This is a genomic window from Kocuria rosea (assembly GCF_023715525.1).
In the GTDB taxonomy this organism is placed as follows: domain Bacteria; phylum Actinomycetota; class Actinomycetes; order Actinomycetales; family Micrococcaceae; genus Kocuria; species Kocuria rosea_A.
The window spans coordinates 146,109-160,172 of the sequence record NZ_JAMBOG010000006.1 but is presented as its reverse complement, the minus strand read 5'-3'; the positions used below and the strand labels follow the sequence as shown (position 1 = coordinate 160,172).

14 protein-coding genes are annotated in these 14,064 nt (G+C 73.9%); 5 read left to right on the top strand and 9 right to left on the bottom strand.

Features of this window, described 5'->3' with window-relative positions:
• Positions 1-43: 43 nt before the first annotated feature.
• Positions 44-265, bottom strand: coding sequence for a hypothetical protein (locus M3185_RS06380; protein ID WP_251332832.1), 222 nt, complete (start codon positions 263-265; stop codon positions 44-46).
• Between the two features lie 301 nt (positions 266-566).
• Here M3185_RS06380 and M3185_RS06375 point away from each other — a divergent pair, with 301 nt between their 5' ends.
• Both M3185_RS06375 and M3185_RS06370 read left to right on the top strand, forming a co-directional pair.
• A complete protein-coding gene (locus M3185_RS06375; protein WP_251332831.1) occupies positions 567-1,691 on the top strand; it encodes an FAD-dependent oxidoreductase in 1,125 nt (374 codons plus the stop codon).
• A 213-nt stretch (positions 1,692-1,904) separates the two neighbouring features.
• Positions 1,905-2,657 carry a ZIP family metal transporter gene (locus M3185_RS06370; RefSeq protein WP_251332830.1) on the top strand — a complete coding sequence of 251 codons (753 nt, stop codon included), beginning with the start codon at positions 1,905-1,907 and terminating at the stop codon, positions 2,655-2,657.
• An 87-nt stretch (positions 2,658-2,744) separates the two neighbouring features.
• On the opposite strand, the gene M3185_RS06365 is transcribed toward M3185_RS06370, so the two are convergent.
• The 4 genes from M3185_RS06365 to M3185_RS06350 all read right to left on the bottom strand — a co-directional run bounded on the left by M3185_RS06365 (position 2,745) and on the right by M3185_RS06350 (position 5,224).
• Positions 2,745-2,933 carry a CsbD family protein gene (locus M3185_RS06365; RefSeq protein WP_251332829.1) on the bottom strand — a complete coding sequence of 63 codons (189 nt, stop codon included), beginning with the start codon at positions 2,931-2,933 and terminating at the stop codon, positions 2,745-2,747.
• Between the two features lie 116 nt (positions 2,934-3,049).
• The gene (locus tag M3185_RS06360) at positions 3,050-3,553 is read right to left on the bottom strand and encodes a hypothetical protein (protein WP_251332828.1); all 504 of its coding nucleotides are present in this window, start codon (positions 3,551-3,553) and stop codon (positions 3,050-3,052) included.
• Positions 3,554-3,626: 73 nt separating this feature from the next.
• On the bottom strand, positions 3,627-4,604 hold the full coding sequence (locus M3185_RS06355) for a hypothetical protein (protein WP_251332827.1): 978 nt from the start codon (positions 4,602-4,604) through the stop codon (positions 3,627-3,629).
• On the bottom strand, positions 4,601-5,224 hold the full coding sequence (locus M3185_RS06350; protein WP_251332826.1) for a PadR family transcriptional regulator: 624 nt from the start codon (positions 5,222-5,224) through the stop codon (positions 4,601-4,603). The genes M3185_RS06355 and M3185_RS06350 overlap by 4 nt, the downstream gene beginning before the upstream one ends.
• 177 nt (positions 5,225-5,401) lie before the next feature.
• On the opposite strand from M3185_RS06350, the gene M3185_RS06345 reads away from it, so the two are divergent.
• Positions 5,402-6,529 carry an aromatic ring-hydroxylating dioxygenase subunit alpha gene (locus M3185_RS06345; protein WP_251332825.1) on the top strand — a complete coding sequence of 376 codons (1,128 nt, stop codon included), beginning with the start codon at positions 5,402-5,404 and terminating at the stop codon, positions 6,527-6,529.
• A gap of 16 nt (positions 6,530-6,545) precedes the next feature.
• Positions 6,546-7,547, top strand: coding sequence for a PDR/VanB family oxidoreductase (locus tag M3185_RS06340; RefSeq protein ID WP_251332824.1), 1,002 nt, complete (start codon positions 6,546-6,548; stop codon positions 7,545-7,547).
• 40 nt (positions 7,548-7,587) lie between these two features.
• Here the strand turns inward: M3185_RS06340 and M3185_RS06335 are convergent, their stop codons facing one another.
• Together M3185_RS06335 and M3185_RS06330 are read right to left on the bottom strand one after the other, a co-directional pair.
• Positions 7,588-9,288: a flavin monoamine oxidase family protein gene (locus M3185_RS06335; RefSeq protein WP_374238473.1), complete on the bottom strand. Its 1,701-nt coding sequence runs from the start codon at positions 9,286-9,288 to the stop codon at positions 7,588-7,590.
• A complete protein-coding gene (locus M3185_RS06330; RefSeq protein ID WP_251332823.1) occupies positions 9,285-10,823 on the bottom strand; it encodes an amino acid permease in 1,539 nt (512 codons plus the stop codon). Before M3185_RS06330 ends, M3185_RS06335 begins: the two co-directional genes overlap by 4 nt.
• Before the next feature lie 98 nt (positions 10,824-10,921).
• On the opposite strand from M3185_RS06330, the gene M3185_RS06325 reads away from it, so the two are divergent.
• Positions 10,922-12,520 carry a PucR family transcriptional regulator gene (locus M3185_RS06325; RefSeq protein WP_251332822.1) on the top strand — a complete coding sequence of 533 codons (1,599 nt, stop codon included), beginning with the start codon at positions 10,922-10,924 and terminating at the stop codon, positions 12,518-12,520.
• Positions 12,521-12,532: 12 nt separating this feature from the next.
• Here the strand turns inward: M3185_RS06325 and M3185_RS06320 are convergent, their stop codons facing one another.
• Both M3185_RS06320 and M3185_RS06315 read right to left on the bottom strand, forming a co-directional pair.
• Positions 12,533-13,339 (bottom strand): nitrilase-related carbon-nitrogen hydrolase, encoded by an 807-nt coding sequence (locus M3185_RS06320; RefSeq protein ID WP_251332821.1) that lies wholly within the window; start codon positions 13,337-13,339, stop codon positions 12,533-12,535.
• Positions 13,340-13,479: 140 nt separating this feature from the next.
• Entirely contained in the window at positions 13,480-13,977 is a 498-nt protein-coding gene (locus tag M3185_RS06315) for a DUF427 domain-containing protein (RefSeq protein ID WP_251332820.1), read from the bottom strand.
• Between the last annotated feature and the right edge of the window lie 87 nt (positions 13,978-14,064).

Here is a 14,064-nt window from a genome sequence, read left to right as displayed (position 1 = left end):
GTGGCCGCGGGAATCGGGGCCGCGGGAATCGGGGCCGTGGGGGTCAGGCGGCGAGGGCCAGGGGGGCGTGGCGCAGGCGGCACCCCTCGAAGGGGAACAGCCGGCGCACCCCCGTGCCGGCCTCGAGGATCCAGAGGACGCCCAGGTGGGGCGCGACCTGCCCCACGGTGCCGATGTAGCGCTCGTAGTCCTCGTCCCAGATCTCGACCCGGTCCCCGGATCGGACCTGGCTCAGATCGGTCGTCCACTTCTCAGCAGCGGTCATGACGCCACCTCCTGTCCTGATGCGTGTCGTGGTCAGCGTCGTGCTGACCCCTCCATGATGAGGCCGTTGTGTGGCCGGGAGATTTCCGGGACGCGGCCACTCGGTGCGGGGGCTGTTGAGATCCGTCACACCCCTCCGGGCGGGCAACCTCCGGCGGTTGCCTCTGCCGGGACGGAGGGCGGGGGATGTGGCGCGGGTCCCGCAGGGCCGGTGAAATTAAACACGTCGTCCACAGGGCGTTCTTCCGCTGTAACATGCCCCCGGCCGGGGCGTTCAGGCGTTCCGCACTAGGCTGGCGGCCATGGGCAACTACGCGGTGATCGGCGCCGGACTGATGGGTGCCGCCACGGCATGGCAGCTGGCCTCGCGCGGCGAGGAGGTCGTGCTGCTCGAGCGCACCGTCCCCGGCAACGACCAGGGCTCCTCCCATGGGTCGGCCCGCATCTTCCGCTACGCCTACGCCGACCCGTTCTACGCCCGGCTCGTCGTGCGCTCTGAGCGGCTGTGGGAGCAGGTGGAGCGGGAGTCCGGCCGGGAGCTGCTCCTGCGCTGCGGGGCGGTGGACCACGGGCCCGGGCGCGACCCGGAACAGCTCGCCCGGGTCCTCGACGACGCCGGCGTGGAGCACGTCCTCTGCACGGCCGAGCAGGCCGCGGCCCGGTGGCCGCAGCTCCTCTTCGACACCCCCGTCCTGTACCAGCCGACCGCCGGGGTGCTCGACGCCGGGTCGACCGTGGAGGCCCTGGTCGGCCTCGCCGTGGCCGTCGGGGCCGAGCTGCGCACGGACTGGCCGGTGTCCCGGATCCGGCGCACCGGCGCGGGCTTCACGGTGCACGGGCCGCAGGGCGCCACGGTGGAGGCCGGGCACGTGGTGGTCGCCGCCGGCGGCTGGCTGCCCGACCTGCTGGGCGAGCTCTCCCTGCCCCCGGCCTTCCTCGGCGCGCTGCCGCAGTTCACGGTCCGGGAGGAGAACGCGTTCCACTTCCCCTACCGCGACCTCGAGCAGGCCTGGCCCACGCTCATCCACGACGCGGCCATGCCCGTCTACGGCCTCCCCGGCGGCCGGGACGCCGGTTTCGCGGGCCTGAAGGTCGCCGAGTACAACGGCGGGCGGGTGATGGCCTCGGCGGCCCGGCGCACCGGGGTGGTGGACCCCGGCAACCGGGACCGTGTCGTCGAGTACGTGCGGCGGTGGCTGCCGGGAGTGGTGCCCGAGCCCTACGCCGAGACCACGTGCCTGTTCACCACCACCCCGGACGAGCACTTCGTCCTGGACACCGCCGAGGGTGTCACCGTGGTCTCGGCGTGCTCGGGTCACGGCGCGAAGTTCGCCCCGCTCATCGGCGTCCTGGCGGCCGACCTGGCCACGGGTGCGGCCGGGGTCCCGCCGGTCCTCCGCCCCGGCACCGCCGCGTCCGCCCCCTGAGCCGGCTCCCGGGGGCGGATCCCGGGAGCGCCCCGCGTCAGGGGCCCACGGCCCCGACGTCGCCGTCGTGGGTCGCCGCCCCCCGGCAGCGGACGGTGGGCCCCGGGACCGGCACCGCCGGAACGCGGCCCGCCAGGACCCGGCAATTTGACCCCGCTGCGCTACGGGTGTGAGCTGGCCACGACACCCGACGTCCCGTGCAGGAGGATCCCCATGCCCGAGTGGCTCGCCGCAGGCGGTGCCGGTCTGCTGGCCGGAGGCGCGCTGTTGCTGGGCAGCCTCATCGCCTGGTTCGTCGCCGTCCCGGCCGGGCTCGTCGCCGCCGTGATGGCGTTCGGCTCCGGCGTGCTGATCTCCGCGCTGTCCTTCGAGCTGGTGGAGGAGGCCGTGGCGCAGGGCGGCCTGGCCCCCACGGCGTGGGGCTTCCTGGCCGGCTCGGTCGTCTACGTGGCCCTCAACGTCCTGCTGGCCCGCCACGGCGCGCGCCACCGCAAGCGCTCGGGGACGCAGCAGCCCTCCCCGGCCGAGCAGGGAGGCAGCGGCGGGGCCATCGCCATCGGCGCCCTGCTCGACGGCGTGCCCGAGTCCATGGTGCTCGGGCTGAGCTTCCTGGGCGGGTCCGGCCTGAGCCTGCCGATGTTCGCCGCGGTGTTCATCTCCAACGTCCCGGAGGGGCTCTCCAGCACCGCCGGGTGGAAGAACGCCGGGCGCGGACCGGGCTACGTCTTCGGCATCTGGGGCTCCATCGCGGTGGCCTCGGGCCTGGCCGCGCTCGCCGGGTACCTGCTGCTGGACGGCGCCGCACCGGCCACCCTCGCCTTCGTCAACGCGCTCGCGGCCGGTGCGATCCTCGCCATGATCACGGACACCATGATCCCGGAGGCCTTCGAGAAGGCGGCGCTGTACTCGGGGCTCATCGCGACGCTGGGCTTCCTGGCCGCGTTCAGCCTGCACTCGCTGGGCTGACCGGGCCCGTCCGGCGTCGCGGCGGGGCCGGACAGGGAGGAGCCCCGGTGCCGTGGTCGGCACCGGGGCTCCTCGACGGCACTGTGGTCAGCGGCCGTCCGTGAAGTTCTTCGCCGCGTCCTTGACCTTCTCACCGGCCTGCTTCGCGTCGGCGGAGGCCTTGTCCGCAGTGCCCTCGGCCTGCAGATCCCGGTTGTCCGTGGCGTCGCCGAGCTTCTGCTTGGCGGTGCCGGAGGCCTTCTCCGCGGCGTTGTTGATCTTGTCTCCGAGTCCCATGGGCTCTCCCTCCGGTCGGTGAACAGGTCACTCAAGACTAGACCTCGCGGCGTGCCGGGGGAACGGGCCGGCGCCGGGTTATCCGCTGGGCGAACGGATGAGCGGTCCGCGCCGGGTCAGCGCTCGGGCACCTCCAGGCCCGCCCCGGCGACCCGCTCCCGCAGCCAGCCGGGGATCCTGCGGTCCATCCGCCGGTGGCGGGCGAGGTGGCGCTGGTACTCCTCGGCCGCGACCGGGTGCGGGGCGTGCGCGGGCAGCAGCGGCTCGTCGTCGTAGTTGAGGATGAGCTCCACCCCCGGGTGCGCCCAGCGCCGCCCGGACACCGTGACGATCAGGGTGGCGGACAGCCACGTCCCGTCCACGAGGTCGGCGTAGTCCTCCTGGAGGGCGCGGACCAGCCGGCGGGGCCTGCTGCGCCGGCCCGTGACGTCCACGGCGTGCGAGGTGGTGGTGCCGCCGCGCACCTCGCGCACCTGCAGGCGCACGTCGCGGCCCACGCTGAGCACGTCGAGCACGAGGGCGTCCCAGCCGGGCTCGGCGCCGTGGGTGCGGGTCAGCCAGCGGGCGAGCCGGTCGATGGTCCTGCGCTGCCGGTCGCTCTGGAGTCTGTCGTTGCCCACGGCCCCCACGCTAGCAACCGCCCGGTCCGCCCGGACGGCCGGCTCCACGGCCCGGTGCCCGGCAGCGCCGGGATCACTGGTAGGAGACGAACCAGGGCTTCGGCGTGAGCGCGAACGTCTGCTCGGGGGTGAACGTGGGCGTGTCCTCGTCGTAGAAGTTCTTCCACGCCATCCGCATCCCCTTGGGCAGCCCCTGTTTCAGCCGCTCCCACGTGCCCCGCTTGAGCTCCGGGGTGCCGTGGCCGTCGGCGTGCAGCACGAGCGCGAGCTCCGGGTGCGTGGTGTCCACGAGGTGGCGGTCGGTGATCATGGACTCCGCGAACTGGTGCAGGACCACGACCTTCTGCGGCAGGTCGTGCTCGCGGGTCAGCCGGGCGAGCCAGGCCGTCGTCGCGTTGACCTCCGCCGCGTCCACGGTCCCGATCTGGACGAGGTGCACCTGGTCCGGGCCCAGGCGCCACTCCGGGTCCAGGGCGAGCCCCACGTTGGGCAGCTTCAGCAGCTCCTCGTACTGCCGCGCCTGGCTGGTGAAGTCCTGGCGGCCCGGCTGCAGGTCGAGCACCACGTAGACGTCGTGCTCCGCGGCGGTCTCCACGAACGGGCGCAGCTCGTCGACCGTCATCTCGTCGGAGTAGTCGCCGTCGGGACCCGGCTCCGCCGACGCCGTGGTGGTGATGATCTCGAACGCGGGGACCACCGGTTCGGCGCTGTACGGCTCGTACTGCGCCGCGAGCTTCTTCGCCCGGGCGACCGACTCCTCCGGGCCCTGCTCGCCGAGCACGCCCAGCGCCGGCATGCCGGGCCGGCCGTAGAGGGCGACCATCCGCCGGCCGGGGAACACCTCCGTGCCCCCGCCGACCAGCTCCGCGCGCTCCTCCGTGGGGCTCGGCGTGGGCTCGGGGGAGGACGCGGAGGAGGTGGACGGCGACGCCGCCGCGCCGGCCGGTCCCGGCGCGGCGGTGCCGCTCCCGGCGTCCGGGGCGCAGCCGGCCAGCAGCAGCCCGGCGCTCAGGAGCACGGCGAGCAGGCGGCGCGGGGCGGGGCGGCTCACCGGGCGTCCTGGGCGGGGGTGTGCGCGGCCGGGTCCGGATCGCCCAGCTCCTCGAGCAGGCGCAGGCCGGAGCGCGCCCAGGCGATCTCCTGCTCGGCCCGGGCCACCTGGCCCTCGTAGGCGTAGACCTTGAAGCGGGTGATCCGCTCCCACTGCTCCTCGGGGTTCGCGGCCAGGCGGCGGGCCAGCGTGGGACTGGTGCGGTTCTGGAGCCCCGCGATCTGCTCGAGGGCCTGGCGCCGCTGCTCCTCGTAGTGCGCGATGTGCGCGCGCAGCTGCTCCGCCGCGGCGCCCGGTGCGGCCCACTCGAAGTAGGCGGCCTTCAGGTGGGCGGGGTCCCGCTCCCGGACGTAGGTCAGCGGCTGGTCCTGCCACGCGCGCAGCGCCCGCTCGCCCTCGGGGGTGATCGTGTACTCCGTCTTGGTGGCCCCGCGCGTGCCCCACGGCACGGCGCGGCTCGAGAGCAGGCCCTCGGCGTGCATCTTGCGCAGCTCCGGGTAGATCTGGGAGTCCGGCGCGTGCCACACGTGGCCCACGGAGGTGCTGAACTGCTTCACCACGTCGTAGCCCGTCATGGGGCCCGAGGACAGCAGCGCCAGCAGGGCCGAGCGGAGACTCACGGGGGGTCCTTTCGCAGCGGGCGGGTCGGTCGTAGGACGAGCCTAGCCGGAGGCCCGCCGTTCCAGGGGTTGGCACTCACTATGAACCTAGGTATTGTGTGTTCCACGTCACCAACTATCTATGTAGATAGTGAGTACCGTGTGCTCTCCCCGGACCGCTCAGCAGAGGACCGCGCCATGACCGTCGCCGCGACGAAGACCACCACGACCGCCAAGCTCCTGTCCCACCCGCTCAACGCCTGGTACGTGGCGGGATGGGACCACGAGCTCACCAGCAAGGGGATCCTGGCCCGCACCGTCGCCGGCCGCCCGCTGGCCCTGTACCGCACCGAGGAGGGCTGGGCCGTCGCCCTGGCGGACGCCTGCTGGCACCGGCTGGCCCCGCTGTCGCAGGGCAAGCTGGTGGGCCGCGGGGAGATCCAGTGCCCCTACCACGGCCTGCGCTACAACGCCGCCGGCCGCTGCACCTCGATGCCCGCGCAGGAGACGCTGAACCCGTCCGCCACGGTGCCGTCCTTCCCCGTGCTGGAGCGCTACCGCTACGTCTGGGTCTGGCTGGGCGACCCCACCCTGGCCGACCCCGCGCTGGTCCCCGACATGCACCAGCTGGACAGCCCCGAGTGGGCCGGGGACGGCGAGACGATCCACGCGCCGTGCAACTACCAGCTGGTGCTCGACAACCTCATGGACCTCACCCACGAGGAGTTCGTGCACTCCTCCTCGATCGGGCAGGAGGAGCTGTCCGAGTCGGAGTTCGAGGTCACCCACGACGAGCACTCCGTGACCGTCACGCGGTGGATGCGCGACATCGACGCCCCGCCCTTCTGGCTGAAGAACATGCGGGACAAGTTCCCCGGCTTCGAGGGCAGGGTCGACCGCTGGCAGATCATCCACTACTACTTCCCGTCCACGATCTGCATCGACGTCGGGGTCGCCGAGGCCGGCACCGGGGCGCCCGAGGGCGACCGCTCCCGCGGCGTCAACGGCTACGTGATGAACACGATCACGCCGGAGACGGAGCGCTCCTGCCACTACTTCTGGGCGTTCATGCGCAACTACCGGCTGGAGAGCCAGCTGATCACCACGCAGCTGCGCAACGGCGTGCACGGCGTCTTCGGCGAGGACGAGGCCATGCTCCAGGCCCAGCAGGCCGCCATCGACGCCAACCCCGACTACGAGTTCTACAACCTCAACATCGACATGGGCGGCATGTGGGTGCGCCGCCTGCTCGAGCGGGCGCTCAAGGCCGAGGGCCGTCTCGCCGCCGTGGACGCGGCGGCCCCGGCCGCCTCCGGCCGGGCCTGAGGCAGGAGGGACCACCGTGGCCGATTCCCGCTCCGAGGTGTGGCAGAACGCCGTCGTGGACTCCGTCGAGGAGGTCGCCGCCGGCATCCGCCGCATCGTCCTGCGCCCCGAGCTGCCCCGCCCCGCGAAGCCGGGCGAGCACGTCGACGTGCGCGTGCTCATCCACGGCGAGCAGGCCGTGCGCTCCTACTCCGTGGTCGACGCCACGGACGACGGCGGCCGGCTCGCCATCAGCGTCTTCCGCACCCCCGCCTCCCGGGGCGGGTCCGTGTTCATGCACGGGCTGGTGCCCGGGCAGGTCCTGGAAATCACCCAGCCCCTGCAGAACTTCCCGCTGCGCGTCGGGGCCCCCTCCTACGTGCTACTCGCCGGCGGCATCGGCATCACGGCGATCGCCGGGATGGCCGCGCTGCTGCGCCGGCTCGGGGCGGACTACCGGCTCGTCTACGTGGCCCGCTCCCGGGCCGCGATGGCCTACGCCGAGGAGCTCGCCGCCCTGCACGGCGAGCGCCTGCAGGCCCACGTCGACGACGAGGGCACGTCCCTGGACGTCGGGGCCCTGCTGGCCGGGGTGCCCCGGGACGCCGAGCTCTACATGTGCGGGCCCATCCGGCTCATGGACGCCGTGCGACGCGGCTGGGCCGAGCGCCGGCTCGATCCCACGAACCTGCGCTACGAGACCTTCGGCAACAGCGGCTGGTTCGAGGCCGAGCCGTTCGTCGTGCGCGTCCCGCGGCTGGGCGTCGAGACCGTCGTCGGCTCCGACGAGTCGATGCTGGAGGCCCTCGAGCGGGAGTGCGTCGACATGATGTCCGACTGCCGCCGGGGCGAGTGCGGGCTGTGCCAGGTGAAGGTCCTCGACCTGCACGGCACGGTCGACCACCGGGACGTCTTCTACTCCGACCGGCAGAAGGCGCCGAACACAAGGATGTGCTGCTGCGTCTCCCGCGCCGTCTCGGGCGCGGCCGGGGACGCCGGCAGCCGCTCCGCCGCCGTCGTGACCGTCGACGTCCCCTGACCCCCGGCCCCGACCCCCGGCCCCTCCCGCTCCGCCCGGCTCAGTCGAGGGCAACGGGCCCGAGCTCGTCGATGAGGTCGCCGGGGCCGGGGTTGCCGGGGGCGCTGGCGCCCCCGAGGTGGTGCACGACGCCCCACACGGCGTTGAGGCCGGTCGTGACGGCGCCCTCGGCCCACCCGGCGGTGAAGGAGATGTCGTCCCCGGCCAGGAAGATCCCGCGCTGGTGCTCGGGCAGCCCGTCCTGGAGGAAGTGGGTGAACAGGCGCTGCTGGTAGCGGTAGTGCCCGGGCAGGTTGGCCTTGAACGCGCCCATGAAGTTGGGGTCGGCCTCCCAGGAGACGGTGATCGGCTCGCCGAGGATGTGGGAGGCGATGTCGACGTCCGGGTAGATCTGCTTCAGGGAGTGCAGCATCAGCTCCACACGCCCGTCGGCGTCCAGGGACAGCCACTTCAGGGCGTCGTCGTTCCAGGTGTAGGACAGCAGGATCACGGCGGGCTTGTCCGGCCCGTCGTCGAGCAGGTACGTCGCCCGCGGCAGCCGGTCGGTGAGCGTCATGCTCAGCACCTCGCGCCCGGTGGCGGGGTCCACGTCCTTCCAGAACGGGCGGTCCACCATGACGAAGGTCTTGGAGGACTGCATGTAGTGGGAGCGCTCCATGGCGGTCCACATCGGCGCGGAGAACAGCGCCTCCTCGGTGTGGATGCGGGTGGACAGCAGCCACGACTGGCAGGTGGAGACCACGATCGGGTACTCCGCCGCGCGCCCCCACTTCTCCTCGATGCGGAAGTCGCCCACCCCGCCGTCGGCCCGGGGCGGACGGGTGATCCGGGCGACCGCCCCGCGCGGGGAGCCGGCGTGCAGGGAGGCCAGGGAGGTCCCCGCCGGCCAGTGGACGAGGTCCTCGGGGGCGTGCTGCCACAGCGCCTCGGGCAGGCGCTGGGCGCCCCCGACGATCCGCCGGTGCCCGTCGTCGGCGTCGGTGTAGACCACCCGCAGGATCTCCAGGATCGAGTTCGGGAAGTCGGTGTCCCACCCGCCGGTGCCGAAGCCGACCTGCCCGAAGGCCTCGCGGTGCTCGAAGCCGGCCTCCTGGAAGGCCTTGCTGGCGGCGATGAAGCCGTAGAAGGTCTGCTCGTCGAGGTCCTGGACCAGCCGGTTCCACAGCTGCTTGATCCGCCCGGTGTCCCGGGCGCGGATGGCCTCCTGCATCTCGTTGAAGCAGGCGCCGTCGTCGACGGCGTCGCGCCAGGCGCGGGCCACCTCGTGGAAGAAGGGGGGCAGGTCCTCGGGGGTGCGGGCGTAGTGGGCCTTGCCGCCGAGCTCGATCACGGTGCTGGAGGTGACGTCGGCCAGGGGGTTCGGGAACGCCTCGGTGGCCACGCCCATCGTGTCCGCGTAGTGGTAGAAGGCCCGCCCCGAGACCGGGAAGCGCATCCCGCCCAGATCGGCGGTCACGGACGGGGCGCCGGCGAAGGACGCGGTCTTGAGCCGCCCCCCGATGTCCCCGGCCTCGTAGACCACCGGGTGCAGGCCCAGCTTCATCAGCTCGTAGGCCGTCACCAGCCCGGACAGCCCCGCCCCGATCACGGCGACCTTCGTGCCGTGCGCGGCCTCGGGCACGCTGCCCAGGCCTGCCGGGTGCTGGAGGTAGGTGTCGTAGCTGAACGGGAAGTCGGGGTTCAGCATGGTCACGGGCGCGGTGCCCGGGCCCGAGTGGTCGATGTCGGTCGCGATGGTCACTTCGTGGTCTCCAGGATCTCGGGGGTCACGGACGTCTCGGACGTCCCGGGGGCGGGAAGGGCCTCGGCGGAGGCCCGGGCGTACTCCTCGTCGGTCAGGGCGGCCACGGTCGAGTGCCGGCGCCCGTAGCCGAGGTAGACCGCCGAGCCGACGGCCATCCACAGCACGAACACCACCCAGGTGCTGCTGCCGAGGTTGACCATCAGCAGCACGCACATGAGCACGGCCAGGACCGGGGTCACGGGGTAGAGCGGGACGCGGAAGGTGCGCGGCAGCTCCGGGCGGGTCCTGCGCAGGTGGATCACGGCCACGCTGACCAGGCCGAAGGCGAACAGTGTACCGATGCTGGTGGCGTCGGCGAGCTCGCCCAGCGGCACCAGCCCGGCGGCGGCGGCGATGACGCCGCCGGTGATCAGGGTGTTGGCCACGGGCGTGCCGGTCCGGGGCGAGACGCGGGCGAAGACCGGCGGCACGAGCCCGTCCCGGGACATCGCCATGAGGATGCGGGTCTGCCCGTAGAGGACGACGAGCACGATGCTCACGATCGCCACGACCGCCCCGAGGGCGAAGACCAGCGACACCCAGGGGCTGCCGGTGATCTCCTCCAGGATCCGCACCAGGGCGGCCTCCTGGCCGTCGAACCAGCCCCAGGGGCGGGCGCCGACGGCGGCCAGGGCCACGAGGATGTAGAGGGCGGTGATGATCACCATGGACAGGACGATGGCCCGGGGGAGGTCGCGCTGCGGGTTGCGCGCCTCGTCGCCGGCCGTGGACGCCGCGTCGAAGCCGATGTAGGAGAAGAACAGGCGCGACGCCGCCGCGGTGACGCCGGCGGAGCCCATCGGCAGCAGCGGGGCGAAGTTGCGGGAGTCGAACGCGGTGAAGGCCACGGCCACGAAGAGCAGCAGCACGGCCACCTTCAGGGCGACCAGCACGGTGTTGACCAGGGCGCTCTCGCGGGAGCCGCGGATCAGCAGGACGGTGGCGAGGAGGACGACGGCGACGGCCGGGACGTTGAACAGCCCGCCGTCCCCGGGCGGCTGGATGAACGCCGCCGGCAGCGCGACGCCGAAGGTGTCCGCGATCTCGGTGAGGTACTCGCCGGCGCCCACGGCGATGGCCGCCACGGACACCGCGTACTCCAGCAGCAGGCACCAGCCGCAGATCCAGGCCAGGCCCTCGCCCATCGTCGCGTAGGTGTAGGAGTAGCTGGAGCCGGAGACGGGCACGGCGCCGGCCATCTCCGCGTAGGACAGCGCCGAGAGCATGGCGGCGACGCCGGCCACGACGAAGGAGATCCACACCGCCGGGCCCGCGATGGGCACTGCGTCCCCGAGCACCACGAAGATGCCGGTGCCGAGCGTGGCGCCCACGCTGATCATGGTGAGCTGCAGCAGCCCGAAGCTGCGGAGCAGCCCGGTGTGCTCCGTGCCCGACTCGCGCATCATCTGCCGCAGCGGCTTCCGGCGGGTGAGCTGGCGGCTGAGCGTGAGCTCCGTGCTCCGGCGCTGCTGCGTCGGCGGTGACATGGTCATGGAGGCGTCCCTTTCGATGAGCGGCCTGCGTGTCACCCCCGACCCTACGAGTGTGACGCCGATCTCATCCGGGGCGATGTGCCCTAGAATCACCTCTCATGGGACAAAGTGCACCAGACGCTGCGGTCGGCCCGGTCGCCGCCCGGCTGCCGCTCGACCGTCTCGTCGCCCGCATGCCCGGCGAGCTCGAGGTGCTGCACGCCCCCGGGGGCAGCCTGTCCGAGACCGTGCGCTGGGTGGCCACGAGCGAGCTGGAGGACCCCACGCCCTTCCTGCTGGGCGGGGAGCTGCTGCTGACCGCCGGCGTCGTCCTCGCCGGGGGCCCGGCGCGCACGGCCGAGGCCTACGTGCGCCGCCTGGTGGCCGCAGGGGTCACCGCCCTCGGCCTCGGTCTCTCGCCGGTGCACGACGTCGTGCCCCCGGGCCTGCTGGAGGAGTGCCGGCGGCAGGGGCTGCCCCTGCTGCGCGTCGGCGAGCGCACGCCGTTCGTGGCCGTCACCCGCCGGTTCGCCGACCTGCTCGAGGCCGAGAGCGCCCGCGCCGCGCACGACCTGCTGCGGATCAACCGCCGGATGCTGCGGGCCGTGCTCTCCGGCAGCCCGGAGCGGGAGCTGCTCGCCGTGCTCGCCCGGGAGCTGGGCGCCTGGGTGGTGCTCACGGACGCGGACGGGCGGACCACGGCCTCGGCCGGACAGCGCGCCGTGCCCGCCGACCAGCTGAAGCCCCTCCAGGAGCGGATCCTGGCCGGGAGGGGCCCGCGGGTCGAGGTCGCCGGCTTCGAGGCGCCCCGGGCGGGCCACGTCGTGGGCCACCCGCTGCGCAGCGAGCGCGACGTCAATCTGGGCACCCTGGTGCTGGGCTCGGGCAGCGGCTTCACGCCGCCGCAGAGCACGGCCGTCTCCCTCGCGGTCGGGCTCCTGGAGGTCCTCCTCCGCCAGCGCACGGTGGGCAACTTCGGGCCCAGCCGCCTGGCCACCGCCCTGCTGCTGGACCCGGAGGCGCTGCTGCGCAGCTCCCCGGGGGACGGCCGGGCGCTGGCGCGGTCCCTGGCGCAGAGCATGTCCGGCGCCGAGCGGGACCCGGTGCGCGTCGTCCAGGGCGTGCGCCGCGAGGACCACGAGCCCTCCTGGCCTCCGCCCGCCGCGGACGAGCTGCACGAGCTGATCCAGCTGCGGCGCCTGTTCGACACGCGGCTGGTGGAGCTCACCGACTACGGGTTCGTCACCATCACCCGCTCCGCGGTCCCGGACCGGCTGGTGGCGGCGCTGGAGCGTTCCGGCTGGCTGGTCGCGGTCGGGGAGCCGGTCGGCCCGGCCGAGCTGCCGCGCGCCGGCGAGCGGGTGGCGGCGGTGCGGCGGCGGCTGCGGGTCGACGGCGCCAGCGCCCGGGTCGAGGACGTCCCGTGCTCCGTGGCCGGCCTGCTCGGGGCGGAGTCCGGCCGGCTGGTCGCCGAACGCCTCCTCGCCCCGCTCGCCGCCCTGCCCGGGGAGCGGCGCCGGCTGCTGCTGACGGTCCTGCGCTCCTGGCTGGGCGCCCACGGCAGCTGGGACGCCTGCGGCCGGGAGCTCGGGCTGCACCGCAACAGCGTGCGCCGGCACGTCGGCCACGTGGCGGAGCTGCTGCACGTGGACCTCGACGACGCGCGCCAGCGGGCTGAGCTGCTGATCGCCCTGCAGTTCGTGCCCGAGGAGCCCTGAGCGGGCCGGGGCTCAGGCGGGGCGGGGGCCGCTCCACTGCCCGTAGAGGTCCGGGCGGCGGTCCCGCAGATAGGGGACCAGCTCGCGCGCGGCGGCGACGTCCGCGGCGTCCACCCTCGCGTGCAGGAGCTCCGGCTGCCCGCCCGCGCGGGCGAGCAGCGTGCCGTCGGCGGCCGCGACCACGCTGCGCCCGCCCAGCTCCAGCCCGTCCTCGGTGCCGCAGTGGTTGGCGTAGGCGACGACCACCTGGCTCTCGAGCGCCCGGGCGGGGACGAGGACGTCGCAGACCGCGGCGAAGCCCGCGCCGAGCGCGGTGGGCACCAGCACGAGCTGCGCCCCCGCGTCCGAGGCGGCGCGCACGCTCTCGGGGAACTCCACGTCGTAGCAGATCAGCAGGGCGACCTGCAGCCCGCCGTGGGCGACGGTCCGCGGCCCGGCCGACGCCGGCGCGAAGGCCCGCCGCTCCTCCTCGCCGAACAGGTGCACCTTGTCGTAGGCGAGCAGCCGCCGCCCGGCGCCGTCGAGGAGCACGGCCGAGATGTGCCAGTCACCTCCGTCGCCGATCCGGGGCGCGCTGTAGACCAGGGAGATCCCGTGGCGGCGCGCGATGCCCGCGGCGCGCTCGGCGATGCGGTCCAGGTCCCCGGCGGTGAGCTCCCGCCGCACGCGCTCGGGGCTGTAGCCGCACGTGAACAGCTCCGGGGTGAGCAGCAGCTCGGCGCCCTCCTCTCTGGCCTGCCGGGCCGCCCGGTCGATGGTGGCGAGGTTCGCCTCGATGTCCAGGACGTCCGCCTGGGCCTGGAGGATCGCGATCTGCATGGGGTTCTCTCCTGAGGGGTGCGCGGCCGGGGTCGGCGCGGCCGAGCCGGACGGCGCCGTGTGGTCCGGAGCACAAGTGTGGCGCTCTGTTTCCCGTTGTGCAACAAAAGTTGTCGGATCGGCGCCCGAGGGGTCCGGAGTCACCAGCCGTGGCTGCCGGGCCCGCCCTTGAAGGGGCCGGTGACGCGCGAGGTGATCCAGCCGCCGTAGAACCCGCCCTCCTGCGGGAGCACCTCCTCGCCGTCGACCAGGCACCGGTCCACGGCCGCGGGCATCACCGCGACGTGCTCGCGCAGCACCTCGAAGCCCCGCTGCGGGGCGGAGCAGGTCCAGGCCGCCCGCGGCGCCGTCCGCCCCCCGCCCCGGAGGTCGAAGTACGCGGCCTCGCCCTTCCACTCGCACCACGTGGCGCCCTCCGTCGGCACGAGGCACCCGTCGGCGAACGCCTCCCGGGGCAGGTAGTACGTGGGTGGGTGGCTGGTCTCGAGCACCTGCAGCGCCGCGGAGGTGGCCGCGATCCGCTCCCCGCCCAGCCACACCTCCACGTGCTCGCGGCTGGGCTCCACGCGGGGCGGCCGGGGGTAGTCCCAGACGGACTCCTGCCCCGGGCCGGGAGTGGCGGGGCGGGGTCGTCGCACGGGGACCTCCGGCATGTCGACGGGTCCCCGAGCGGGGTGCGGGGACTCCCGCCCCAGCATGCGGCCGGGCGTCCGTGCGCACAACCG